This is a genomic window from Paenibacillus gallinarum (genome assembly GCF_014836635.1).
GTDB lineage: Bacteria > Bacillota > Bacilli > Paenibacillales > Paenibacillaceae > Paenibacillus > Paenibacillus gallinarum.
Genome location: NZ_JACSQL010000005.1, coordinates 244,419 through 268,742, shown reverse-complemented (window position 1 = coordinate 268,742; position 24,324 = coordinate 244,419). Strand labels below are relative to the sequence as shown.

Annotated in this window: 19 protein-coding genes and 1 pseudogene; 8 read left to right on the top strand and 12 right to left on the bottom strand. The window is 45.3% G+C overall.

The annotated features are described in order from the left end of the window. The first annotated feature begins 30 nt into the window (after positions 1-30). The 3 genes from H9647_RS13645 to H9647_RS13635 are packed head-to-tail and all read left to right on the top strand — an operon-like array spanning position 31 to position 3,221. A complete protein-coding gene (locus H9647_RS13645; RefSeq protein WP_225229277.1) occupies positions 31-762 on the top strand; it encodes an N-acetylmannosamine-6-phosphate 2-epimerase in 732 nt (243 codons plus the stop codon). Continuing rightward, the gene (locus tag H9647_RS13640) at positions 749-1,579 is read left to right on the top strand and encodes a MurR/RpiR family transcriptional regulator (RefSeq protein WP_191800783.1); all 831 of its coding nucleotides are present in this window, start codon (positions 749-751) and stop codon (positions 1,577-1,579) included. Before H9647_RS13645 ends, H9647_RS13640 begins: the two co-directional genes overlap by 14 nt. 52 nt (positions 1,580-1,631) lie before the next feature. Further along, a complete protein-coding gene (locus H9647_RS13635) occupies positions 1,632-3,221 on the top strand; it encodes an FAD-dependent oxidoreductase (protein ID WP_191800781.1) in 1,590 nt (529 codons plus the stop codon). 60 nt (positions 3,222-3,281) lie between these two features. Here the strand turns inward: H9647_RS13635 and gntK are convergent, their stop codons facing one another. The 5 genes from gntK to nagE form a co-directional block, all read right to left on the bottom strand. Further along, the gene (gntK, locus tag H9647_RS13630; RefSeq protein WP_191800778.1) at positions 3,282-4,853 is read right to left on the bottom strand and encodes a gluconokinase; all 1,572 of its coding nucleotides are present in this window, start codon (positions 4,851-4,853) and stop codon (positions 3,282-3,284) included. A gap of 170 nt (positions 4,854-5,023) precedes the next feature. Continuing rightward, positions 5,024-5,851 (bottom strand): carbohydrate ABC transporter permease, encoded by an 828-nt coding sequence (locus H9647_RS13625; RefSeq protein ID WP_191800777.1) that lies wholly within the window; start codon positions 5,849-5,851, stop codon positions 5,024-5,026. A 15-nt stretch (positions 5,852-5,866) separates the two neighbouring features. Beyond that, positions 5,867-6,748, bottom strand: coding sequence for a carbohydrate ABC transporter permease (locus H9647_RS13620; protein WP_318245309.1), 882 nt, complete (start codon positions 6,746-6,748; stop codon positions 5,867-5,869). An 88-nt stretch (positions 6,749-6,836) separates the two neighbouring features. Then, positions 6,837-8,096 carry an ABC transporter substrate-binding protein gene (locus H9647_RS13615; RefSeq protein WP_191800774.1) on the bottom strand — a complete coding sequence of 420 codons (1,260 nt, stop codon included), beginning with the start codon at positions 8,094-8,096 and terminating at the stop codon, positions 6,837-6,839. A gap of 190 nt (positions 8,097-8,286) precedes the next feature. Then, a complete protein-coding gene (gene nagE / locus H9647_RS13610; RefSeq protein ID WP_191800772.1) occupies positions 8,287-9,756 on the bottom strand; it encodes an N-acetylglucosamine-specific PTS transporter subunit IIBC in 1,470 nt (489 codons plus the stop codon). Between the two features lie 295 nt (positions 9,757-10,051). Here nagE and glpK point away from each other — a divergent pair, with 295 nt between their 5' ends. The 3 genes from glpK to H9647_RS13595 all read left to right on the top strand — a co-directional run bounded on the left by glpK (position 10,052) and on the right by H9647_RS13595 (position 14,400). Beyond that, positions 10,052-11,545 carry a glycerol kinase GlpK gene (gene glpK, locus H9647_RS13605; protein WP_191800769.1) on the top strand — a complete coding sequence of 498 codons (1,494 nt, stop codon included), beginning with the start codon at positions 10,052-10,054 and terminating at the stop codon, positions 11,543-11,545. A 173-nt stretch (positions 11,546-11,718) separates the two neighbouring features. After that, the gene (locus tag H9647_RS13600) at positions 11,719-13,380 is read left to right on the top strand and encodes a glycerol-3-phosphate dehydrogenase/oxidase (protein WP_191800766.1); all 1,662 of its coding nucleotides are present in this window, start codon (positions 11,719-11,721) and stop codon (positions 13,378-13,380) included. 24 nt (positions 13,381-13,404) lie between these two features. Then, complete coding sequence (locus tag H9647_RS13595) at positions 13,405-14,400, top strand: Gfo/Idh/MocA family protein (RefSeq protein ID WP_191800764.1); 996 nt, start codon at positions 13,405-13,407, stop codon at positions 14,398-14,400. Between the two features lie 138 nt (positions 14,401-14,538). Here the strand turns inward: H9647_RS13595 and H9647_RS13590 are convergent, their stop codons facing one another. From H9647_RS13590 to H9647_RS13580, 3 genes and pseudogenes are all read right to left on the bottom strand, one after another. Beyond that, entirely contained in the window at positions 14,539-15,075 is a 537-nt protein-coding gene (locus tag H9647_RS13590) for an AbrB/MazE/SpoVT family DNA-binding domain-containing protein (protein WP_191800762.1), read from the bottom strand. 105 nt (positions 15,076-15,180) lie between these two features. Beyond that, positions 15,181-15,861 (bottom strand): CidB/LrgB family autolysis modulator, encoded by a 681-nt coding sequence (locus tag H9647_RS13585; RefSeq protein ID WP_191800760.1) that lies wholly within the window; start codon positions 15,859-15,861, stop codon positions 15,181-15,183. Then, positions 15,860-16,228 (bottom strand): annotated as a pseudogene (locus tag H9647_RS13580) (CidA/LrgA family protein); the annotation flags it as partial. The gene H9647_RS13585 and the pseudogene H9647_RS13580, both read right to left, overlap by 2 nt. A gap of 161 nt (positions 16,229-16,389) precedes the next feature. Here H9647_RS13580 and cidR point away from each other — a divergent pair. Then, on the top strand, positions 16,390-17,277 hold the full coding sequence (cidR, locus tag H9647_RS13575) for a cidABC operon transcriptional activator CidR (protein ID WP_191800755.1): 888 nt from the start codon (positions 16,390-16,392) through the stop codon (positions 17,275-17,277). A 116-nt stretch (positions 17,278-17,393) separates the two neighbouring features. Here cidR and H9647_RS13570 read toward each other — a convergent pair whose 3' ends face one another. Then, complete coding sequence (locus H9647_RS13570) at positions 17,394-19,274, bottom strand: LTA synthase family protein (protein ID WP_191800846.1); 1,881 nt, start codon at positions 19,272-19,274, stop codon at positions 17,394-17,396. A gap of 760 nt (positions 19,275-20,034) precedes the next feature. Then, the gene (locus H9647_RS13565; RefSeq protein ID WP_191800754.1) at positions 20,035-20,523 is read right to left on the bottom strand and encodes an antibiotic biosynthesis monooxygenase family protein; all 489 of its coding nucleotides are present in this window, start codon (positions 20,521-20,523) and stop codon (positions 20,035-20,037) included. Between the two features lie 427 nt (positions 20,524-20,950). Here H9647_RS13565 and H9647_RS13560 point away from each other — a divergent pair, with 427 nt between their 5' ends. Then, a complete protein-coding gene (locus H9647_RS13560; RefSeq protein WP_191800752.1) occupies positions 20,951-23,272 on the top strand; it encodes an ATP-dependent DNA helicase in 2,322 nt (773 codons plus the stop codon). On the opposite strand, the gene H9647_RS13555 is transcribed toward H9647_RS13560, so the two are convergent. Both H9647_RS13555 and H9647_RS13550 read right to left on the bottom strand, forming a co-directional pair. Then, entirely contained in the window at positions 23,253-23,582 is a 330-nt protein-coding gene (locus tag H9647_RS13555) for a hypothetical protein (protein ID WP_191800750.1), read from the bottom strand. The two genes, H9647_RS13560 and H9647_RS13555, sit on opposite strands and share 20 nt — an antisense overlap. After that, on the bottom strand, positions 23,579-24,319 hold the full coding sequence (locus tag H9647_RS13550) for an MBL fold metallo-hydrolase (RefSeq protein WP_191800748.1): 741 nt from the start codon (positions 24,317-24,319) through the stop codon (positions 23,579-23,581). The genes H9647_RS13555 and H9647_RS13550 overlap by 4 nt, the downstream gene beginning before the upstream one ends. Positions 24,320-24,324: the final 5 nt, after the last annotated feature.

The window sequence follows — 24,324 nt, the reverse complement described above, 5'->3', positions numbered from 1 at the left end:
AGATAGATAGCTTTCGTACTTAGGAGAAGGATGAAGGAAAGAAGGTGCATCAAAACGATGGAACTCATTATGAAGCAGATTCGTAAGGGACTCATTGCCTCGTGCCAAGCTTTGCCCGGTGAGCCTCTGTTCGGTTCAGATACGATGGCGAAGATGGCAAAAGCAGCCGAGGAAGGAGGAGCTATTGCCATTCGTGCGAACAGCGCCGAAGATGTGAAAGCGATTAAACAAGTTGGTAAGCTACCTGTAATTGGGATTGTGAAACGAGATTATTCTGATTCAGAAGTATATATCACTCCTACTCCCAGAGAAGTCGATGAACTGGTCGAAGCAGGAGCAGATATGATTGCCATTGATGCGACTCGGCGCAAAAGACCTGGCGGGATCACACTAGAGGCTATGGTAGATTATATGCGTTCGCTGAATATACCGATCATGGCAGACATATCGACACTGGAGGAGGGCGAGTATGCAGCTTCTCTCGGGGTTACCTGCGTGTCGACCACACTCTCCGGATATACACCGTACTCTCCGAATCTACAAGGACCGGATCTGGAACTTGTAAAAGAAGCTGTCCAAAAACTAACTATACCTGTCATTGCTGAAGGCAGGATTCAAGAACCTTCACAGGTAGAAGAGGTCCTTCGGCTTGGAGCATATGCCGTGGTGGTCGGTTCGGCCATCTCTAGACCACAGCTGATTACCAAACGGTTTGCTGATGCCGCACGGAAGGCAGTGATCAAAGCCGATGGAAATGAATGATCGGATTCATACGTATTTTCCTTCCCTCACCAAGTCAGAGCAAAAAGTAGCAGAAAGCGTTCTGGCGAATACCGATGATCTGATGTATTACTCGGTCACTGAACTTGCTGATTTTGCGAGTGTTGGGGAGACCACCGTTATGCGCTTTTGCAGAAAGATTGGATTTAATGGCTACCAAGATTTTAAATTATCACTTGCCCAGAATGTTGGGGTGAGAAAGACAGATGATCAGGATGAAGATGAGGATCAAGGCGATTTTGTAAAAATGATCTTTGAGACAAATGTGAATATTCTGAAATCGAGCATGAGTCTGCTTGCAAAAGAGAGTCTAATGCAGGCCATTGAATGGATAGATGAAGCGAGACATGTGCAATTTTTTGGAGTTGGAGCTTCGGGAATTACCGCACTGGATGCGAAAAATCGACTGCTTCGCATAGGTAGAAGATCGGAAGCTGTAGTGGATAGTCATATTCAGGCGATGATGGCGGTCAGTATGTCAGAAGGAGATGTAGCTTTTGGGATCAGTGTTTCGGGAAGTACGATAGATACCAATAATATGCTGATGAAAGCCAAAGAAAATGGAGCTAAAGTGATAGCCATCACGAATTATGCCAAATCACCTATTACAGCGATAGCAGATATTGTGCTCCTTACCGCTGGTAAAGAGATGCCGCTCGAAGGCGGTTCGATCGGGGCTAAAATTTCGCAATTATTCATTATTGATCTCATCTGTGAAGGCTTGGCCCGCCGTAATGTTGTGCTAACAAAACAGATGAAAGAAAAGACGGCAAGAGCTGTCATAGATCGCAGCTATTAAATAGCTTATTGCTTAGCCGAGTAACTAACTTCATTCGAATGGAGGAAGCAAGATGCAGACTACGTTCATGGAAGCAGATATCGTCATCATCGGAGCAAGTCTTGGGGGAGTGGCTGCAGCCAGGGCGGCAGCCAAAGCAGGAAAACGTGTAGTAATGACGGAAGAAACGGACTGGATTGGAGGACAGCTTACTTCACAGGCTGTGCCGCCGGATGAACACAGGTGGATCGAATCTTTTGGCTGTACGGCAAGTTATCGGGAATTTCGGGACCGAGTCAGAGCTTATTACAAGATTAATTATCCACTCACCGAAGAAGCGATGGCTAATAGCGTACTAAACCCGGGGAACGGGTGGGTAAGCCGTATCGCACATGAACCGAAAGTTGCACTTCGTGTGCTGGAGGATATGCTGGCTCCTTATGTCAATACCGGACAGATTCAAATTCTATTTGATACGGCAGCTATTTCCGCAGAAACGCAAGGTTCAGAGATTATTTCGGTGAGGGCAAGAAATGAGAAAAGCGGCAAAGAATATCAGCTGACAGGGCAATACTTTTTGGATGGCACCGATAATGGCGATCTATTGCCGATGACAGGAACGGAATATTTGATTGGCAGTGAATCAGCCCAGCAGACCGGTGAACCTCATGCGCTGGATGAAGCCGATCCGGAAGATATTCAGTCCATTACACATGTGGCAGCAGTAGAGTATGTAGAAGGTGGTAACTTTACGATCCCCCGCCCAGCGAATTACGAATTCTGGAGAAGCTATACGCCACTCTTCGGGGATATTCCTATCCTCAGCTGGTTTACCGCAGATGTGAAGGATATTGCTAAACTGAAACAGTACACCATGTTCCCTAATGATCAGGGGATTCCTTCGCTGTGGACATACCGCCGTATTGTTGATCCATCCATATGGCGTGAACCACTGCCGTCCGGCGAAGTTACTTTACTCAACTGGGCGCAGAATGATTATTACTTAGCTCCTGTCATTGGTGTAACAGCGGAACAGAAGAAGGCACATGCAGAGCAAGCAAAAGAATTGACACGGTCGCTCGTATACTGGCTGCAGACAGAGGCACTGAGATTAGATGGAGGCAAAGGCTATCCGGGAGTAAGGCTTCGAGGAGATGTACTTGGAACAGAAGATGGTCTGGCTAAGACTGCTTATATCAGGGAATCGAGGAGACTTAAGGCCCTGTATACCATTAGTGAGCACGATGTGAGTAAAGAGCTGCGCGGCGACCAGGGGATTAAGCGTTATTCAGATAGTGTGGGCGTAGGAAGTTATCATCTGGATCTGCATCCTACGACAAAGTCTCAGCGATCGTTCTACATACCAAACTATCCTTATGAAATTCCACTGGGATCCTTCATTCCCATACGGATGTCTAACTATCTTCCTGCCTGTAAAAATATCGGAATGACGCAGATTGCTAATGGATGTTATCGCCTGCACCCAACGGAATGGAATATAGGCGAGGCAGCAGGGTATCTTGCTGCTTATAGCGTGACCCATGGTATTCGTCCAAAACAGGTGTACGAATCAGCAGAGCATCTAGCTTCCTTTCAGCAACAGCTGCAGGAGCAGGGCGTCGAACTTCACTGGCCTGATGAAGTATATGATTCTTTATATTAGATAAAAAAAGCATCCGATGTTCCCACTCAGAACGGGGAGAATTGGATGCTTTTTTATGCGTTATATGTTTTTAGGAAGCCGCTCATCCATTTTGATCTGAAAAGCAGTGATTGCCGCATATTCTTCTTCAAACTTGCGAGAAATCCGAATAAAGATAGGCAACAACTCACGATAGACGGAAACCGCTTCTGCTTCAGGATCATGATGATAGGTAGAGCCGATCATGTCCTTTGTTACGTCAAGAGAGTCGATTTTCCCTGTTGCGTACATCCCGAGAATCACTGCACCGAGGCAAGAACTTTCAATGCTATCTGGAAAAATAACTTTTTGATCAAAAATATTAGCCATCATCTGCCGCCATAATTCTGTACGAGCAAAACCTCCGGTCGCGTGAATGGTTTTCGGTCTTCCGATCTGTTCCTCAATGGCGAGCATGACGGTGTATAGATTAAACAGGACCCCTTCGAGAGCTGCACGTACCATATGTTCTTTCTTGTGCTGTAACGTCAGGCCAAAAAAAGAACCGCGGGCATCGGGGTTCCATAGAGGAGCCCTTTCTCCCATCATATAAGGATGGAACAGAAGTCCATCCGAACCGGCAGGAACCTTCTCAGCAATATCAGCAAGAACTTCATATGGATTTACGCCAAGCCGTTTTGCTGTCTCCACTTCGGAAGAAGCAAGTTCGTCACGGATCCAGCGAAAAATCACACCTCCATTATTCACCGGGCCGCCGATTACCCATTTCTGCTCCGTTAGCGCGTAGCAGAAATAACGGCCTTTCGGATCAGCAATGGGACGATCAACCACGGTACGTATAGCCCCGCTTGTACCGATGGTAATGGCAACTACGCCGGGGTCGATTGCCCCTACGCCCAGATTAGATAAAACACCGTCACTCGCACCTACCACAAAAGGAGTCGAAGGGGCGAGCTGCATCTGCTCAGCATAGGAGGGATGGAGATCTTGTATAACATGCGTTGTAGGAACCAGCTCAGATAAATGATCAGCCGAAATCCCTGCAACACGCAGTGCTTCTTCATCCCAGTCCAGGGTATCCATGCGGAGGAGCCCTGTGGCGGAAGCGATGGAGTGGTCAACGATATAAACCCCAAAGAGCTGATAAAATACATATTCTTTAATAGATATAAATTTATGAATCTGAGGCATCAGATCTTGCTGTTCTCGAGTAAACCACATGATTTTGGTGAGTGGCGACATTGGATGAATCGGTGTACCTGTTCTTGTGTACAGATCATGCCCAGTCTTATCCTTGTTAAGCTGCTTTGCATACGCTGCGCTGCGATTATCTGCCCAGGTCAGAGCTGGTGTAAGTCTATTACCGGAGTGATCCATGGCAATTACACTGTGCATGGCAGAGCTGAAGGAGACAAACTGTATTTTATCAGCGGTTGTTTCACTGCTCGTCATTACCTGCTGAATCGAGTAGATAACGGCCTCCACGATAAGATCGGGGTCTTGCTCCGCTTTTATCGCTCCTTCGGTATGTAAGGGATAGCCTTGACTCGCCTCAGCAATAATCGTTCCGTCTTCCTGGAACAAGACAGCTTTGGTGCTGGTGGTTCCAATATCGACTCCAATCATATAGGAAACCTCTTGGCTTGCACGCATTGAATACACCTTCTTCCTTGGAAAATAGGAAAAGACCGCAGCTGTAGCGGCCCTTTCCGCATTCTTTTATATGAATGTACGCCTAACAACTATACTCATGCATTAACCTCTATTATTACCCATTAATCTTCCCTTTTTAGATGATGGGGAAATAATGGATACAAGCCAGCCTAGTCTTTAATAGCACCCGCTGCAATGTCGGATATAAACTGCTTGCTTACAAATAAGAACATGATGATAAGAGGAATAATGGCGAGCAGTGTACCGGCAATAATCATGGAATAATCCGTATTGTAAAGCCCGTTTAGCTGAGACAAGGCAATCTGAAGCGTGTATTTTTTCTCGTCCGTAAGGACAATGAGCGGCCACAGGTAATCATTCCATACTCCGATAAAAGTGAACGCTCCTAGAAAAGCGAAGGCAGGGCGCAAGATGGGCAGGGCTACACTAAAATAGATTCGAAAGAAACCTGCACCATCCATCCGGCCTGCGTCGAGCAGCTCACTTGGAATGGAGCCCTCGGCATACTGCCTGATCCAAAATATACCGAAGGCATTGACCATTCCAGGGATAATCAGGGCTTTAAACGACCCGACCCATCCGAGCTCCGCCATAATGACAAAGGAGGGAACAAGGGAGAGCTGTGAAGGAACCATCATCGTCGTAAGCAGGACAACGAACAGGATCTTCTTTCCCGGAAATTCATATTTAGCAAAGGCAAATCCAGCCAGTGAATCGAAGAAAAGCACGAGTACCGTAACCGCAGTTGCTACGAATAAGGTGTTTAGAAAAGCACCCAAGAAGTCAATCTGCGTCATGACTCGGGAGATATTATTCCACAGTTCCCCGCCAAACCAAAGTTTCGGAGGGAATTGATAAATATCCGATGTCGTTCGTGTCGACATTACGACGAGCCAATAGAAGGGAAACATAGAGATCATAAGTCCGATGGTTAAGCCAAGATAGAGAATGAACGATGTAAACTTTGACTGCTTCATGGAATCTCACTCCTTCTATTTGGATGATGGACCTTGGACAATTTTCCAGTTGATGAATGAGAACAGCGCAATAATCAGGAACATTCCCCAGCCTACCGTTGCGCCGTAACCAAAATAATTGTTGATAAATGATTCACGGTACAGATAGAGGACAATCGTCATCCCTGCTCCGCCCGTTCCCCCATTATTACCAAGCAAAATCTGCGGCTCGGTAAAGAGCTGCATCCCCCCGATTGTGGAAGTGATGACGGTGAAGAGAATAACGGGACGAAGGAGCGGAATCGTAATACGGAAAAAAGACTGAATTCCGGTAGCCCCATCGATTTTGGCAGCTTCATACAAGGTAGTTGGTATGCTCTGAAGTCCAGCGAGATAAATGACAGCATTATATCCGGTCCATCTCCAGATCACCATAGAGGAAAGAGCGGCCTTGATCCCCCAAGGTACATCGAGCCAAGCAACAAGAGGAAGATTGAATACACCCATTACATAATTCAAAATCCCGTAGTTGTTAGCGAATAAGGCAGCGAAAATAATCGATACAGCTACAATCGATGTAACATTGGGAAGAAAGAAACCAATTCGGAAAAAGGTTTTAAACCTGACAAAGGGTGCATGAAGTAAGAAGGCGATAATTAAAGCAAAGAAGAGCATTGGGATCGTAGAGTAAATCCAGATCATGAAGGTATTGCCTACAGCTTGCCAGAACTCAGGATCGGTCAGCATATAACTGAAATTATTGAATCCGTTATACGTCATCTCGCCTATGCCGTCCCATTTATGAAAGGCAAGATAGAGAGAGAATCCGATCGGAAACAAACCGAAGACAGCGAACAAGAGATAGAAAGGGGAGATGGCAGTATACACGGCCCGATTCTTCCAGATTTCTTTAGCCAGCTTACGTTTTGGCGGGACCGGCAAATAAGTTTGTGTAGGTTTATGCTTTACAGGCTGCTGCATAAAGGTACCTCCTTTTCATTTGGGCTTATCGCTTCAGTTCCCGTTCTACCCGCTGCATCGCTTCATCGAAGGCAGTATCCGGATTAAGACTCGTAATATTATTCAGCCATCGTGTCATTACACCGTGGACGGCAGGATATCGTTCTCCGAAGAAGGAGATTTTGACATTCTGTGCCGACTCTGCAAAAACTTCACCTGTCGCTTGTCCTCCAAAGAAAGGTTCTCCTTCTCGGATAGTGGCACTGTCATAAGCGCTAGGAGTGGATGGAAATAGATTGGTTGTTTTGAGCATCGTCAGCTGGTTCTCAGGGTTCTGGAGCCATTTAATGACTTCGAATGCTTCCTTAGGATGCTCGCTTGATTTAGGAATTGCCATGAACGAGCCGCCTACATTTCCGTCTCCTCCTGGAGCCCTTGTTACACGCCATTTTCCTGCCGTATCTGGTGCTGCTTCTTGGAGAGGTTGCTTCATCCACACTGCGCCTACAAAAGAAGCGATCGTTCCTTTGTTCACACCAGCGTTCCATTCGGATGTCCAGTGGTCTGCATTAGCAATCAATCCGTCTTGATGAAAAGAAAGCGACATGTCCCAAGCCTCGCGAATGGCCTCATTTGAATCCCCTATAAAATCTCCTTCCGGAGTGAAATATTTCTTATCACTTTGTGAAATTATCTCGTTGTATACGTTTTCAATATTGTCGTACATAAAGACCTTTCCATTGAATGCTTCCTTCAGGGTAAGACCCGCTTTCCTATAATCGTCCCATGTGCTCATCTGCTCATGGACTTCTTTGGGATCGGTTGGCAGCCCGGCTTCTTCAAATAAGTCTTCTCGATAAAATAGAGCTGTTGGTCCGGTATCCATCGGGAAGCCGATCATCTGGCCATCCGGTGTAACGCCTTGTTGCCATTTCCAGTCCAGATACTGATCCTCCACTTCAGCGGCTCCAAACTCATAGAGATCGTAGAAACGATCCTGGCTTGGAAACAGCTCCATGATCCAGTCATTCAAAGCAACGATATCCGGTTCACCGGACTTGGCAGCCATCGTCGTCTTTAATTTGGACTTGAAGTCACCGCCAATCTTTTGGGTCACCAGATGAATATTGGGAAACTGTTCTTTGGCTTTTTGAAGCAGCTGATCATCAATACTACGGTTCCAATACCACAATGTAAGCGTTATCTTTTTGTTGGATGAAGATGGATCTGCAGTAGGTGAAGAACTACAGCCGCTGACAACAAGAACCAAAATTAGGATAACGAGTGACCAGGTTCTTTGTTTCATCTTGAAGATGCCCCCTTTGGTGGTAATAGACTAGATTTAATTCCATTTTATGCTTTAAATGAAATGATATGTATCCTCCTGCATGCCTAATTTGTTACTATTTGAAACAGTAAAAGACAATAAGAAAGCAATAAAAATTCATCAAAAAAAGCCTGCCGCTTACAGCGACAGGCTTGCTTACTCGATCGTACTACTCCATTTTTTTCTTGATTTCATCTTTTAGTGCTTCAGAAGAAGTACCAAAAATAATCTGAACGGCACCATGACCGAGGCGCATAACGCCGGCAGCACCTACTCTTTTTAGTTCAGCATCATTAACGATATTCTCATCCCGTACCACGAGACGCAGACGGGTAATACAAGCATCAATACTTTCAATATTATCCGTGCCGCCAATGGCTCGCAGTACTCTTTCTGCTTTGATTTCCTCTATAGTTGATTTCACGGCAGGAGCTTCGGGTTCTTCTTTTGCTGGTTCTAAGGCCAGCTCATCATCATCTTCGCGACCTGGTGTTTTTAGATTGAATTTGACGATAACATAGCGGAACAGGAAGTAATAAACGACGCCAAATGCGAGACCAACGGGAAGGAGCAGGAAAGGGTTAGTCGATAACTTGATATTCAGCAGGTAGTCAATAAGACCCGCCGAGAAAGCAAACCCTAGCTTTACATCAAGCAAGTACATAACGAGTCCGGACAGGCCGGTAAGCAGCGCATGAATGACATAAAGAACAGGTGCAAGGAACATAAAAGAGAACTCTAGCGGCTCTGTAATGCCGGTAAAGAAAGAGGCCAGCGCTGAACCAATAAAGATGGCACTAACCATTTTACGTTTCTCAGGTTTGGCGGTATGTATAAGCGCAAGTGCAGCCGCCGGCATGGCAAACATCATAATCGGGAAAAATCCAGACATGAAAACGCCAGCTGTCTTGTCTCCTGCAAAATAACGCGTTAGGTCGCCGTGAACCACTTCACCAGCTGCATTAGTAAAGTCACCAATCTGGAACCAAGCAATGGAATTCAGTACATGATGAAGTCCGACAGGAACAAGCAGGCGGTTTGCTACACCGAAAATAAAGGCACCTGTTCCCCCGAGACCGACGACCCAATTACCAAAGATAGCAATGGCGTCTTGTATAGGACTCCAGATCATACCAAGCAAAGCAGCCAGAATAATCGTTGTAATCGATGTAATGATGGGCACAAAACGCTTCCCGGAGAAAAAGCCGAGCCACTCGGGTAGTTTCATGTCATGGAAACGCCTATAGAGGTAGGCAGAAAGAATCCCTGTAATAAAACCGCCAAGCACTCCGGTATCCAGCTTTACATCGTCCGGTATATAGTCAAAAACAAGGGGGACCTGTTCCATAACCTTCACAAGAATCAAGTAGGAGATTACTGCAGACAGGGCAGCGACCGCATCTCCAGCCAAACCAATGGCAACACCGACAGCAAAGATAATCGCAAGATTGCTAAAGATCGTTCCGGCACCCGCACTCAGAAAAGGAGTGATGTACTGGTTGATAAATCCGCCGACAGCTCCGAGCGGAATATCTTTCTGATAGTCAATGAGTGCGAAGCCTTGTAAAATCCCAGCAGCGGGAAGCGTAGCAACCGGCAACATTAACGATTTGCCGAGTCTTTGTAGAGCTTTCAGCATAAATAACAGTCACTCCTTACATGTAATGAAAAGACTAGGTTCCGCAGCTTCCTCTTGTTGACCCATGGTTGACTTCCGTAAAGCCAGCATATAGATTAACTATACATAAAATAAGGTGCTTGCATTTAGCTTCTGGCGAGCAGCCTGATAAGAATATATTGCTTGGGTCAGATAAGAATTACAGCGTTATCAAAAAAACATCTGACTATATTGAAGTATTACCAGGTATGATGCCTTCAATCATTGAGAGTAATAGAAAAGAGTACACCGTAAGTAAACCGTAAGGAGGTAAACAATGGAGCAATATATCATGTCTTTGGATCAGGGGACAACAAGTTCAAGAGCTATTTTATTCAATAAAAAAGGAGATATTGTGTATAGTGCTCAGCGTGAATTTACGCAGTATTTTCCGAAACCAGGGTGGGTGGAACATAACGCGAGTGAAATTTGGAGCTCTATTCTGGCTGTCATTGCAAATTGTTTAGCTGAGTCAGGGGTAAACGCTGCACAGATTACCGGCATCGGTATTACGAACCAGCGGGAGACTACGGTGGTATGGGAGAAGGATACGGGACATCCCATTTATCATGCGATTGTTTGGCAGTCCAGACAGACGGCAGATATTTGCTCCAAGATGAAAGAGGATGGATTAGAGGATCTCATCCGTGAGAAAACAGGGCTTCTTATCGATCCTTATTTTTCAGCTACAAAAGTGAAGTGGATTCTAGATCATGTAGAGGGAGCGCGGGAAAGGGCGGAAAAAGGCGAGTTGCTCTTTGGAACGATTGACAGCTGGCTGATCTGGAATTTGTCAGGCGGAAAAGCGCATGTCACGGATTATTCGAATGCTTCCCGTACGATGATGTACAACATTCATGAACTGAAATGGGATCAAGAGATTTTGGATCTATTACAAATTCCTGCTGCGATGCTGCCTGAGGTCAAAGGTTCATCTGAAATCTATGCGCATACCGTGCCTTATCATTTCTTCGGTGCTGAGATTCCTATCGCAGGAGCGGCAGGCGACCAGCAAGCTGCTTTATTCGGTCAAGCTTGTTACCGAGAGGGAGATATTAAGAATACATACGGTACAGGCTGTTTTATGCTGATGAATACCGGCGAGACTGCGATCCGTTCAAAACATGGTCTGATTACTACCATTGCTTGGGGCGTTGGCGGTAAGGTGGAATATGCACTGGAAGGCAGTATTTTTATCGCCGGATCTGCTGTACAGTGGCTGCGGGATGGACTGCGTATGATCCGAGATTCTAAAGACAGTGAACTGTATGCCTCCCGGGTAGATTCTACGGATGGCGTATATCTTGTTCCTGCGTTTGTAGGCCTCGGAAGCCCCTATTGGGACAGTGATGTGCGGGGAGCGATGTTTGGCTTGACCCGTGGAACAACCAAAGAGCATTTCATTCGTGCTACCTTGGAGTCGCTTGCTTATCAGACCAGGGATGTACTAACAGCGATGCAGCAGGATTCAGGCAATGGGCTGGCAAGGATGCGAGTTGATGGCGGTGCGGTAAGAAACAACCTGCTGATGCAATTTCAGAGTGACATTTTAGGATGTCCGGTAGAAAGACCGATCATTGGTGAGACGACTGCCCTCGGAGCAGCTTACTTAGCGGGTCTTGCTGTTGGTTTTTGGAGCAGCTGTGAAGAAATTAGTGAACAATGGGCTTCAGAGCGAATTTTCGAACCGGTTATGAAGGAAGAAGAGCGAGAACAATTATATGGCGGCTGGCAAAGAGCAGTACATGCTGCCATGGCGTTTAAAATATAAAAATGGAAGAATCTGTGTCAATCATACGGCTGCGTGGTAAGATACAGGTAAAAGTAAATAAAGGTCTGGAAGAGAAGGAGAGACTGCAAATCCACTTGGGGAATATCCCGTGTGCTATTTTGCAGTCTTTTTTACATAGGTTAAAGAAATGATGGGGGCGGAGGTTTTCTCTTATGACAACAGGTTTTGCAGGGGTATCAAGACTCGAAATGACCCAAATGATGGAGAAGAATACATATGATTTGCTCATTATCGGCGGAGGAATTACAGGCGCAGGGATTGCTCTCGATGCTTCATCCCGTGGTATGAAAGTGGCTCTAGTGGAAATGCAGGATTACGCCGCCGGGACGTCCAGCCGCTCTACGAAGCTTGTGCATGGCGGTCTTCGGTATCTCAAACAATTTCAGGTTGATGTTGTAGCCGAGGTCGGTAAAGAACGAGCGATTGTATATGAGAATGGCCCGCACGTTACGACACCCGAGTGGATGCTGCTTCCGTTTTATAAGGGAGGAACGTATGGCAAATTCATGACCGGGGTCGGACTTCGAGTGTATGATTTCCTGGCTGGAGTGAAGAAGAATGAACGCAGAGTGATGCTGAGTAAAGAACAGACGCTGCAAAAAGAACCCCTGCTGAATGATCAGGACCTGTCAGGCGGAGGTTACTATGTGGAGTACCGGACGGATGATGCAAGACTTACCATTGAAGTGATGAAAGAAGCAGTTAAGCAGGGAGCCCATGCAGTGAATTACGTAAAAGCAACTCAGTTTTTCTATGAAAATCAGCAAATCAAAGGTGCAATCGTGCGAGATCTGGTATCAGGAAAGGAATTCACGGTTCGAGCAGCGAAAGTGGTGAATGCAGCCGGTCCATGGGTAGATGAACTTCGTGAGCTGGATCATTCCAAAAAAGGAAAAGTGCTGCAGCACACAAAGGGTGTGCACCTGGTCATTGATCAGAGCCGCTTTCCACTAAAGCAGGCTGTTTATTTTGATACGCCGGATGGCCGTATGCTTTTTGCGATTCCACGAGAGGGCAAAGCGTATGTGGGTACAACCGACACGGTCTATGAGGAAGATCTGGCTCACCCACAGGTAGAACACGAAGATTTGGATTATGTCATGAAGGCGATCCAGCTCATGTTCCCAAGTGCTGAGATCACTTGCGATGATGTGGAATCGAGCTGGGCAGGGATCCGTCCTCTTATTTATGAAGAAGGAAAAAACGCCTCTGAAATTTCACGAAAAGATGAAATCTGGCAGTCGGAAACGGGACTGGTCACGATTGCTGGCGGCAAATTAACCGGTTATCGAAAGATGGCTGAGACGGTCGTAGATTTAGCTTCAAAGTTACTCCATGAGACGAGTGGGCACGTGTTTCGTTCTTGTCAGACAAAACAAATGCCGATTTCAGGAGGCCATGTCGGTGGAAGCAGTGGATATCCTGCATTTGTGGAACGAATGACAAATGAGGGACAGCGGTATGGATTTACACGGGAAGAAGCATCCTCTCTTGTTACGATGTATGGTTCCAATACGGAGCGGCTGTATCAGATAGCAGAGCGGTCAGAGCAAGAAGTGCAGGATTATGATCTGCCTGCTCCATTACTCACGCAGCTTCAGTATGCGATGGAAGAAGAGATGGCGGTAACACCGGCAGACTTTTTCGTACGGCGTACGGGCAGCTTGTTTTTTCGAATTCAGCAAGTGGAGCAGTATAAATCCGCCGTCATTGCCTATATGTCTGAGGCAAATAATTGGACGGATATGGAACAAGAGATGTATAACCAGGAGCTTGAACAGCTGATCCAAGAAGCAAAGCTGCAGCGGATCTAGATTAGATATGAAGGAGATGATGGAATGATGTTACACATCGGAATCATTGGTACGGGGTGGTTTAGTAAAGTGCATGCCGATCTGCTTCATGAGACAGAAGATGTGAAGATACAAGCGATTCTCGGTACGAGTCTCGAAAAGGCGCAGACGATGGCTGTAAAATATGAGGCAAATCCTTATGAAGATCTTCATACGATGCTTGAACAGGAAAAGCTGGATGCGGTTTATATCTGTGTTCCGCCGATGGCGCATGGAGAGATAGAGTTTGCATTAATCGAACGGGGCATCCCTTTCTTTGTGGAGAAGCCGCTGTCGGTTGATCTTGAGCTGCCGATGCAAATTGAAGCTGCGATTCGTGAGAAGGGACTGCTGACAGCTGTAGGGTATCATTTTCGCTATCAGGAGCATGCAGAAAAGCTCAAACAGGCATTAGCGGGACAAATGATCGGGATGGCCAGTGGTTGCTGGAATGGAGGAATGCCCGGCGTAGCTTGGTGGCGTGATCTAGAAGGCTCTGGCGGGCAATTTATTGAACAGACCACGCATATTGTCGACTTACTCCGTTATGTAGCCGGCGAAGTGTCAGAGGTACAGGCGATGTATGCGGGGCGCAGCATGCACAAGCTCCATGAAGGAGTTACGGTTCCAGATGTAGGGACTGTAAACTTAAAGATGCAAAATGGGGCAGTAGCTAATATTATGAATACCTGTATTCTACCTGATGGAGTAGCGGGACGATCCGGACTTACTTTCTATACAGCGGAAGGTATATGGGATTGGAATCCTGAACAGCTGGCCATTTCTACGGCGGAAGGAAAGCAAACCATAGCGGGTGAGAATAATCCTTATAAGAGTGAAAATGAAGCCTTCCTGCATGCTCTTCGGACAGGAGATCGAAGCCTCATTCGGTCAGATTACCAGGATGCCCTCCGCACACAGGCAGTTACTGTAGCTGCATTACAGTCTGCTAGGTATGGAGATCGGCTGTTTATTTCAGAGCCGTCAAATGAATCGGTATAGGTGATTCTCGGTTCTGCTTCAAAGATAATTACAATAAACAAGCCCCTCTTCTTGATGAAGAGGGGCTTGTCCACTTTGTGTACCTTTTGTAATGTAACTGCTACTTTAAAATCTGATGTTCCTAAATGATACCGTTTACTAAAGAAGTTTCTTGAGCTGAGATACACGCCCTTGGCTGATCCCTAGTTTCTCAGCGATTTGATTCTGAGAGATACCGGGATGCGTATCTAGTATTTCTTTCATCTTACGCAGCATTTGCGCTGTCTTCGGTCTAACATCACGGGCAAATTCATCGGAGTTGGTGGCGAACGGATGTCTATGTACGTTAGTTTTTGCTGACAATTCTGGCTTAATAAAGTAGGTAGCACGTCGTTCATGCTCAGAAAGTGTCTTTTCTTGTCGTTCGCCTGCTGTAATATCGATTAAATTTTCCGCGATTTTTAGCTCTTTGGCACAACTTTTGCAGATAAACTGCTCCTTGAAATACATTTCAGTATCTACATTTCCGCAAAAAATGCATAACGTAGATTTGTATTTACGAAGGATTAACTCCTTACCTTCAATAAAGAACTCAAGCGGGTCGCCGATATCTATCTCCATGGTATCACGCATCTCTTTTGGTAGAACAATGCGGCCAAGGCGGTCGAGCGCTCTTTTCATACCGGTTCTCTTCATGGGTAATCTCCCCCGCTAATCAGCGATGTTATCGTTCTTTCATTTTAAGGTAAGAGTGTCCTGCAATACAATAACTTTTTTGAAAAAAAAGGGATAGAGGGTGTATTAAGAGAACAAAAACATCGATATGACAGGGGATAATGCCAGAGTGATGATAGCGGAGAGCACCATGGATATGCTGGATATCGTCCCGGTAAGCGGACTGAATTCGAATGCTTTGGAAGTCCCGGTACCATGCGCACTTGTACCATAAAGAATTCCACGGGCGATTTCCCCGTCAATTTTCAACAATTTCAGGGTATAAGGTCCAATTAAAAGTCCCATGAGTCCCGTCATAACGACGAAGACAGCGGTGATCTGAGGCACGCCTCCAATCATGGTAGCTACGTTCATCGCAATCGGTGTCGTAATCGAGTGCGGGAGCAGGCTTGATTCAAGGCCTGGATCAAGATGTAGTCCCTTGGCAACAAGAACAGAAGAAGAGATAGCGACTACAGAACCGAGCGATACACCGGTCACAATTTCACGCCAATATTGCTTAAGTTCTTTCAAATATTTATAAAGCGGGATTGCAAATGCAACGGTTGCAGGCTGCAAGAGCAGAGTCAGTATACTCCCGCCTTTGTTGTATGAGGTATAAGATGTATCCGTCGTCAGAAGAGCAACAATAATGACCACAGGCACAATAATGAGTGGAGATAAGTACACTTTAGGCATCTTCTTATACATTTTTTTGGCTAGCAGGTAGATGGCTAGCGTGAAGACGAGACAGAGCAATGCGGTCATTTTGTTTTTTCTCCTTTCTTTTTGTCATGATCGAAGCAACAAGCCCCGATACAGCCATAACAAGAAATGTACTGATCAGAATGACGAGCAGAATACTTAAACCATCTTGCTTCATCATTTCGAAATAATTCATAACCCCAACAGCGGAGGGGATAAAAAACAATAGAAGCTCTGCGAGCAGCCAGCTTGCACCGGCATCAATCCAACTGAGTTTAATGATGCGGGTCTGCAGAAGGATAAACAGAACCACCATACCAAGAATCGATCCAGGAATAGGCAGGTGCAGGAGATTCGTCATCCCGTTCATAAGCAGAGCGAACAAGAGCAGGATCAGGACCTGAAATACGATCTTTCCTGTTTGTTTCATGAGATGGACCTCCTTAAAAAACAAAGAAATATAGATAAGAAATCACTTTGAAATTGGAATGTTTTGTTACTGAAAATTTTACATTAAATTCTTTCATGAGTAAAATGCATATTAAGCATTTCTACTATTCCTTTTTTCTATAGTAGGGAAGGAGTTCACTTATGGACATTAGGCATCTGAATTATTTTTTGGAAGTAGCGCGGCAAAAGAGCTTTACCAAAGCAGCTCAGGCCCTGTATATAACCCAGCCTTCGATCAGCAAGACGGTTAAGAATTTGGAAGAAGAATTAGGGGTGACTCTTCTTGATCGGTACGGGAAGAAAGTCGAGCTTACAGATGCAGGAGAGGTTTTTGCAAGACAGGCTCAAGAGATTGTGAACTCTTTTCATAACTTGTCCTCGGAGCTGGATGATTTAATGAATCTCAAAAAGGGGCATATCCGTATTGGGCTTCCGCCAATGATCGGTGCAAGCTTTTTCCCTAGGGTCATTGGGGAGTTCTACAAACAGTATCCGAATATCACCATTCAGCTGTTTGAGGATGGCGGGAAAAAAGTAGAGAAAGACGTGGTATCCGGTGCGCTTGATATTGGTGTTACTGTCTTGCCGGCCGATGACTCTCTACTAGAGGGGTATGTATTTGTTACAGAATCACTTAAGGTAGTGCTTCATCCTACGCATCCGCTTGCTGGTGAGCAGGAGATTCGTTTATCAGCACTTCGGGAAGATGCATTTATTCTGTTCCGTGAAGACTTTACTTTGCATGACCGCATTATTGGTGCTTGTCAAAAAGCAGGCTACCAGCCTCGGATTATCTATGAAAGTGCCCAGTGGGATCTGATCAGCAATATGGTAGCAGCAGGGCTTGGTGTAGCGCTTATGCCGGAGACGATTTGCAGGGAACTGGATGTGGAGGAAGTGTGTATTTTACCGCTTCACGAACGTATTCCTTGGGAACTTGGTATGGTTTGGCGTAAAGATCGTTATCAATCCTTCGCAGTAAGAGAATGGATCGCGTTCACCGAGCCTATGCTGAAACAAAAAAGCTAACGATGATAACCTTTGCTAGATACACTAGTGGTAAACAAAGGTTATAAATACGAAAAACCCTCTATACAAGTACAGAGGGTTTTTCGTATTTTCTATTTTGCAAAGAAGATGATGATTTATCGCTTCGGTAACTGGGTTACATAGCTGTCTGAAAGGTGAAGCAGCTCAAGCGCGCGATCGTATTTTTCTTTGCTGACCGTTCCCTTGTTTATGTTCTTGCCCGCTTCCTTCAGCGCATCCGGCGGTGGATTCAGAGAAGATACAAACGAAGGATCGGCTGTCTCTTCAATTAAGGGAAGCGGATACCGTGTACCATCTTCATAACCACTGCCTGGAATAAACATGCCTTCTTCGGTAATCAGCGATCCAGAAGGAAGGTAATATCGCTCTGGAAGAAGATTAGAATGCCCGGTCAGCAGATCCTGACCGAAATGAATATAGTCATCCATGGATATACCAAGCAAGCTTGCGACAGTAGGCACAATATCGGATTGACCTCCAAGCTGATCAATACGAGCCCCGTGAGTAGCACCCGGTGCAGTAATAATCAGCGGGATGTTCATCATATCCGCGCGAGTATAATCACGTCCAAAAATTTCTTTCATCAAGGTATGATCATCTTCCTCAAGTGAGTAGAGCGGGAGTCCGAGATGGTCTCCATACAGAACAATGAGGCTGTTATCCCACACCTCGTTATCTTTTAGATGCTGGATGAAAATACCAAGTTCATAGTCAGCGTAGTTCTGTGCTCTTATATAATCACCTACGAGCGTATTCTCATAACGCGCTGGAAGCTCCATTTTATATTTACTTTCGGGCAGATGATATGGATGATGTGCGGACATGGAAATGACCTGAGAATAGAAAGGGTTACCTGTGTCCTGAAGTGCCTCTAGCTCTTCAGATGTCTTCTTATACAGCACTTCATCGGAAGCAGCAAAGGCAACCGCGTCTTCATTACCGAAAAAGTCCATATCGTAATATTTTCCGAAGCCGAGCGCTGCATACATCTCTTTACGGTTCCAGAACTCTACCTTGTTGGTATGAAAAGTGGTTGTATTATAACCGTATTGATCCAGCAGTTTGGCTAAACTAGGCACTTCATAATCGGTGTATACCTGGGAAGAAGCCCCTCTTGCTGGAATGTAATAGGAAGAATTCACGACAAACTCTGCATCCGATGTATTTCCCTGACCTACTTGCTGATAGAAGTGAGGGAAATACAGGCTTTCTTTAGCAAGTTCATTTAGATTAGGTGTAATTTCTTTACCGTCGATATGAAGCCCGATCAGAAAATTCTGAAAAGACTCCATTTGAATAATGATGACATTCCGTCCTTTGGCCGCGTCCCAATAAGTAGAAATCGCAGGCTGGTCGGCGGAGAAACCTTTTAGTTCATTAATTTTATCCTGTGTAATCTGATCAGCAGGTACGGGATCACTTGGTTTATCTGCGGCAATCATATAAGCCTCGTAATTAAGTATCCCCATCGATTCCGCTTGATTCAGCTCGTTCATACTGGCACGATTCGGCCAAATGTTATAGAGGGTCAGCAGCGCAGAAAAAGCAAAGATAATGACAGCCGTCCGCTTACCTATACGAGGCAAGGTTATGGTTGATCTAGAACCCTGTTTCTTTTGCCTAATCTTGCGCTGAATGTAATAAACACTAAGCACAATAACATCAACAAAGATAAGCAGATAATAGGGTGCAAGCAGAGAGAAAACACTGCTGTTGACGGAAGTAACTTGATTCACTTGAGCTAGTGCATGATATGTAACGATGACTCCATAATATTTGTAGTACATAATGGCAGCAAAGAAAACGATGGTAATGACAAGATTGGCAATCATGTAATAGCCGATTTTACGTTTATGAGAAAAGCGCTCAATAAAACAAAAAATAAGCCATACAAAAGGAACCTCGGTGAGTAAAGGTTGCCAGAAAGGAATGTTGTCAAAGATGGCATACCAAGTCAGGTAGCTTTTTATAATCATAATTAAGGTGAAGAATACAAATGGCTTCGTAATAAATCTGCTCCAGATTTGGCGTTCCAACAGGTTCCCTCCTATACTTCCATGTGACAAGCCATAATGTAAAATAATGGTTTTATTATATCTTATTTTAGAATATAAGTTACATCCTTATCACTAGAAAATATTATCCTATGCGCGCTGGGGGATGTCAAAAGACAATCTATTCATCATTTCAAAGTAATATACCCATTATTGCAGAGGTTAGCGGTAAAGGGAGACGGTATTGTGCGGAAGTTGGGGAGAAGGGAAACGGTGATTACGTGCTCTTTGCTCCGCTTGTTTTGTCTGGACAGGGTGGATTCAAGGTGAAAAGGTCCAGCCAAAGCCAAAGTCGCGCCGATCTCGTAATCATCTTATTCCCTGGAGTTACGCTAGCGCAGTTCCGAAAGTGCAGGACAAGATCAATCCTTCCCCCAGATGGGGGGCGGTAAGGGACATCGTTGCTCCTTGAGATGAGCAACGAGTCCAAGGGAAATGAATTAAGGAATAAGAAAAAAGGATTCAGGCGAAGTGAAATTAGAGCAAATGTGGATAGGTAAAATATAAATACGTAAAGTATGAATACATAAAAAGGGATTAAACAAAAAAAGCACGCAAAATAAGAGTGCACAAAAAAAGTGCAAAAAAGAGTACAAAAAAGAATACAAAAAAGAATACACAAAAAACCGTCCACTCCTGTTCAGGCTAGAACGGGGAAGTGGACGGGCTGCATTATTTTATATTACTCTGCGGTGTACATCGTTACAAAGGATGGGCGGGCGAAGATTGACGGTGCTTGTGCAGCAATACCTTCGCTTGTATCGCGTTTAGCATGTGCTTGGGAATAGGCTTGAGACTTCTGCCATGCTTCAAAACTTTCTTTGGATACCCAGGCGGTCAGAATGACATAGGTGTCACTGTTCAGTGGACGAAGTACACGGATACCGGAAAAGCCAGATTCGCCGTCCACTTTACGTGCCCGGTTCATGAATCGGGCTTCAAACGCTTCTCGTCCCTCTTCGGTAACAGGGATGTTATTCATAACGATGAAGTTGCTGCCTGCGATCGTACCGTTTGCATCAATGACTTCATATCCGGGAACCGCTGCTTCTCCCTCGATAGGATTATCCATTTCGACAATGTAACGTGTACCTTCTTCGCCTTGAATCGTGACGTAGTGATGTTCCTCGCGTGCATCTGTGATCGGTGATGAGAAAATATAAAGATACATAATAACAACCTCCTGTGCACTAATAATGAGATAACATGTATTACCATCAAAATATAGCATATAAACAGGTTGCTTTCTAAACATGAGAGATAGATTAGCTATTTATCGCCGTCTCTTTTACTATATCGTGTTTGTTCATCCCGGAGTTTCTTTCGTATTTGTCTGGATTTATCAATTTCATCTTTTACTATGTTTCGTTTCTTAGGTAATTTACTTCTAATATCTAAAAGGATAAGGATAACGATCCCTATCAATATAATTATAAAAAGCATATAGGGTCTCCTTTGTGTTCATTTCATCTATTATATTACAAATAATGGGATGTGCGAGATTTTTAAAACAGGGTTTCTAACTTGCTGTTCACTGGTTTCTGGCATGCTGTTCTGTTACAGTGAAGAGATGAATAAGACCAGGAGCGGGTGATTATATGAGTTATGATATTTCCATATCGGTAAGACCGCTGGTAGAGTACGTCTATCGCAGCGGCAGCATTACGAGCGGTTTCAGGACGAATGCTACGATGCATGAAGGAACCCGGATTCATCAGAGCATTCAGAAATCCTATGCGGAAACAGATCAGAAGGAAGTATTTCTTTCCACCGATATTCAGCATGAGGAGCTGTTATTCCATATCGAAGGGCGCTGTGATGGGCTCATCCAGCTAAACGGAGAGTGGACGATTGATGAGATCAAATCAACAGCAGCACCGCTAGCGGACCTGGGAGAAGGACTGCAAGTCCACTGGGCGCAGGGGAAAATGTATGCTTATATGCATGCCAAAGCACAGAACTTGCCCCGCATGCAGGTTCAGCTTACCTATGTACGTACGGGCAGTGGAGAACAGCGAAAATTGTTCGAAGCTTATACCTTCGAAGAGCTGGAAGCTTACGCACACGAGATCGTAGCAGCTTATGCTCCCTATGCGGACATGCTCCGTATCCATGAGGAAGAGCGGAATAATTCGATTGAGGCTCTGCCATTTCCTTTCCCGAACTACCGGGCGGGTCAGCGTAAATTTGCAGGTGCCGTGTTCAAAACGATTCAAGAAGGTGCGGGACTCATGGCAAAGGCACCTACAGGAATCGGGAAAACGATGTCCACCTTGTTTCCGGCAGTGAAAGCGATGGGAGCAAAACATATCAGCAAAATTTTCTACCTTACTGCGCGGACGACGACAAGAGCGACGGCAGAAGAGGCTTTTGCTAGAATGCAGGCACAGGGTCTTCATGTAAGCAGCGTAACGATTACAGCAAAAGATAAGATTTGTTTTAAAGATGAGGAAGCTTGCGATGCAGGAAAGTGCTCGTTATGCGAAGGATACTACGATCGGATTAACGGGGCTGTCCTCGATATTATGACAAATGAGACGATCATGACAAGACCCGTGATCGAACAGTATGCACGCAAACACCGGGTTTGTCCGTTTGAATACTCTCTTGATATCGCCTATGCGGCAGATGCAGTGGTTTGTGATTATAACTATATTTTTGATCCGAGAGTATCTCTGAAGCGGCTGATGGAAGACCAGAAGAAAAAGACAGCTGTCCTAGTCGATGAGGCACATAACCTGGTGGACCGAGGCAGAAACATGTTCTCAGCAGAGCTGGTTAAATCTGTGTTCCTAGGAATCAAGAGCGAGTATAAGACAGCGAATGAAGGTGTATCTCGCGCAGCAGGAGAGGTGAATTCCTTCTTGCTTGCCGTTAAAAATAATTGCAATGCAGACGGCCGAATCATCCAATCCGAACTGCCTGAAGCGCTGATTCAAAAGCTGGAGAAGTTTGTGGAGACAGCAGAAATTGAGCTGGTAACCGGGACTGCAACATCCAGGGTGAGTGTAGAAGCACAGGAAGAACTGCTCAGTACCTACTTTGCAGCACAAAACTTTATTCGGATGGCCAAGTTCTATGACGAACGTTATCTAACCTATGCGGAGATTATTCGCAGTGATTTCAAAATCAAAATCTTCTGTCTGGATCCTTCCGAACTGCTTCGGCAAGCAGGAAAAGGGTATCGCTCCATTATTCATTTCTCAGCCACTCTGTCGCCGATGAATTATTACCGGGATATGCTGGGTGCGGGTGAAGAGGATTATACGCTGAGCATTCCTTCTCCATTCAACAAGGATCAGCTGGATGTAAGGCTTGTCCCTGTCTCGGTTCGTTATAATGACCGCGAGCGCTCGAAGCAGGTCATAGCAAAGTTGATTCAGCAAGTCGCAGAAGAGCGGCCGCGTACGAATCTACTTGTCTTTTTTCCTTCTTATACGTACATGCAGGAAGTATATGATACCTTTACTCAGGAGCAAGGCCAGGGGATCGATACGGTGATTCAGCAAACATTCATGAGCGAAGAGGAACGCGATGCCTTCTTGCAAGCTTTTCAGCCACATCCAGAGCAAACCCGGCTTGCTTTTGCCGTACTTGGGGGTGTGTTCTCAGAAGGTGTGGATTTGCCAGGGGATCGACTGAACGGTGTCATAGTGGTGGGAACGGGGTTACCGCAGATTGGCATGGAGAACAACATGTTGAAGGATTATTTTAATAAAACAGGGCGTAATGGATTTAACTATGCATATGTTTTTCCAGGCATGAATAAAGTACTTCAGGCAGGCGGGCGGCTCATTCGAACCGAAGAAGATGAAGGCGTGCTCGTGCTGATTGATGATCGCTTTACCCAGGAACCTTATCGCTCCTTACTGCCTGAAGAGTGGAGAGAATACCAGCTCGTTAACCTTGCTTCCCTTTAACAAAAGCCCGGACGAATTGAATGAAATAGTATAGAAAAATCCAAGGCAAGATATATGAAGTAGTCCATTGAATAGCTGTAGAAAGATTCAGGGTTATCACGAATACATTAAAGCCTATTGCACTAAGTAAACTCACCAGCACAAAAGCAATAATGATCGCTACGCCAATGTATAGCATTTGCTTGAAATAGGTGTAGTAGGGTTGAGAAGATGATGTTGATTGATTTCGTTCCAGCTCGTCCATATCGACATCATCAGAAGGCCCCTCCTGAGGAGGGGTGTTTTTGTTATTCGGTTGATGATCCGTCATAGTTCAATCACTTCTAGAGGATGGGCAAGCTTCGCCAGCGATTGTTGGTTAAACCGTTCTCTCACGTCACTATTTGCGTACCCGTCATGGTAATGCATCAGCAGCGTTTTCCGCTGAATGGACTCAGGCAGGGCCTGAATATCACCGAGTGAAGTGTGCGAGCCGATCGTTACGTCCTGCATATGACACTCATAAAAAATGATTTTCACATCTTGATCGATGTCTAGCAGTAGATTCTGGTCCATGGTAGCGTCTCCGCTGTAATAGAAATACCCTCTTGCGAGTAGACCGCAGCTTATCATGCCAGGTACATGCTGGGTTCTAGTCATCTCATACGTTATGCCGCCAATAGTGAAGGGAGTTCCTTCTTGCAACGGTACGATATGAAAATAATCCTCAAGTGATTTTTCGCCACCGACGGTGTATTTCATTCCGGGCTCTAGCGTGCGCCATAGCGGGTCAACCAATTGTTCGTGAATATACAAGGTCGGTTTATGATCACCAAATACTTGTGCGTAGTAGCCAAGCTGCTGTAAGCCATTGATGTGATCGTCATGTAGATGAGTAATGAACACATCCCGTACATCGCTGAGGGGAATTCCTAGTTTGTGAAGTGCTTTGCTATTAGACTCGGGAAAATCAATAATGAGCCTTGTACCTTCATGCTCGATCATGGCACTGTTATGATCCTGTTCGAAGCTGAACATGTCGCCGGTTCCAAGAAATTTAATCTGCATTAAAA

Coding starts and splice junctions, on each gene's coding strand:
- H9647_RS13625 (WP_191800777.1), bottom strand. CDS start 5,851: ATGAAGCAGTCAAAGTTTACATCGTTCATTCTCTATCTTGGCTTAACC.
- H9647_RS13585 (WP_191800760.1), bottom strand. CDS start 15,861: ATGACCGCATTGCTCTGTCTCGTCTTCACGCTAGCCATCTACCTGCTA.
- H9647_RS13595 (WP_191800764.1), top strand. CDS start 13,405: ATGATGTTACACATCGGAATCATTGGTACGGGGTGGTTTAGTAAAGTG.
- H9647_RS13560 (WP_191800752.1), top strand. CDS start 20,951: ATGAGTTATGATATTTCCATATCGGTAAGACCGCTGGTAGAGTACGTC.
- H9647_RS13640 (WP_191800783.1), top strand. CDS start 749: ATGGAAATGAATGATCGGATTCATACGTATTTTCCTTCCCTCACCAAG.
- H9647_RS13550 (WP_191800748.1), bottom strand. CDS start 24,319: ATGCAGATTAAATTTCTTGGAACCGGCGACATGTTCAGCTTCGAACAG.
- glpK (WP_191800769.1), top strand. CDS start 10,052: ATGGAGCAATATATCATGTCTTTGGATCAGGGGACAACAAGTTCAAGA.
- cidR (WP_191800755.1), top strand. CDS start 16,390: ATGGACATTAGGCATCTGAATTATTTTTTGGAAGTAGCGCGGCAAAAG.
- H9647_RS13565 (WP_191800754.1), bottom strand. CDS start 20,523: ATGTATCTTTATATTTTCTCATCACCGATCACAGATGCACGCGAGGAA.
- H9647_RS13600 (WP_191800766.1), top strand. CDS start 11,719: ATGACAACAGGTTTTGCAGGGGTATCAAGACTCGAAATGACCCAAATG.
- H9647_RS13615 (WP_191800774.1), bottom strand. CDS start 8,096: ATGAAACAAAGAACCTGGTCACTCGTTATCCTAATTTTGGTTCTTGTT.
- H9647_RS13570 (WP_191800846.1), bottom strand. CDS start 19,274: ATGATTATAAAAAGCTACCTGACTTGGTATGCCATCTTTGACAACATT.
- H9647_RS13590 (WP_191800762.1), bottom strand. CDS start 15,075: ATGAAGAGAACCGGTATGAAAAGAGCGCTCGACCGCCTTGGCCGCATT.
- H9647_RS13645 (WP_225229277.1), top strand. CDS start 31: ATGAAGGAAAGAAGGTGCATCAAAACGATGGAACTCATTATGAAGCAG.
- nagE (WP_191800772.1), bottom strand. CDS start 9,756: ATGCTGAAAGCTCTACAAAGACTCGGCAAATCGTTAATGTTGCCGGTT.
- H9647_RS13555 (WP_191800750.1), bottom strand. CDS start 23,582: ATGACGGATCATCAACCGAATAACAAAAACACCCCTCCTCAGGAGGGG.
- gntK (WP_191800778.1), bottom strand. CDS start 4,853: ATGCGTGCAAGCCAAGAGGTTTCCTATATGATTGGAGTCGATATTGGA.
- H9647_RS13635 (WP_191800781.1), top strand. CDS start 1,632: ATGCAGACTACGTTCATGGAAGCAGATATCGTCATCATCGGAGCAAGT.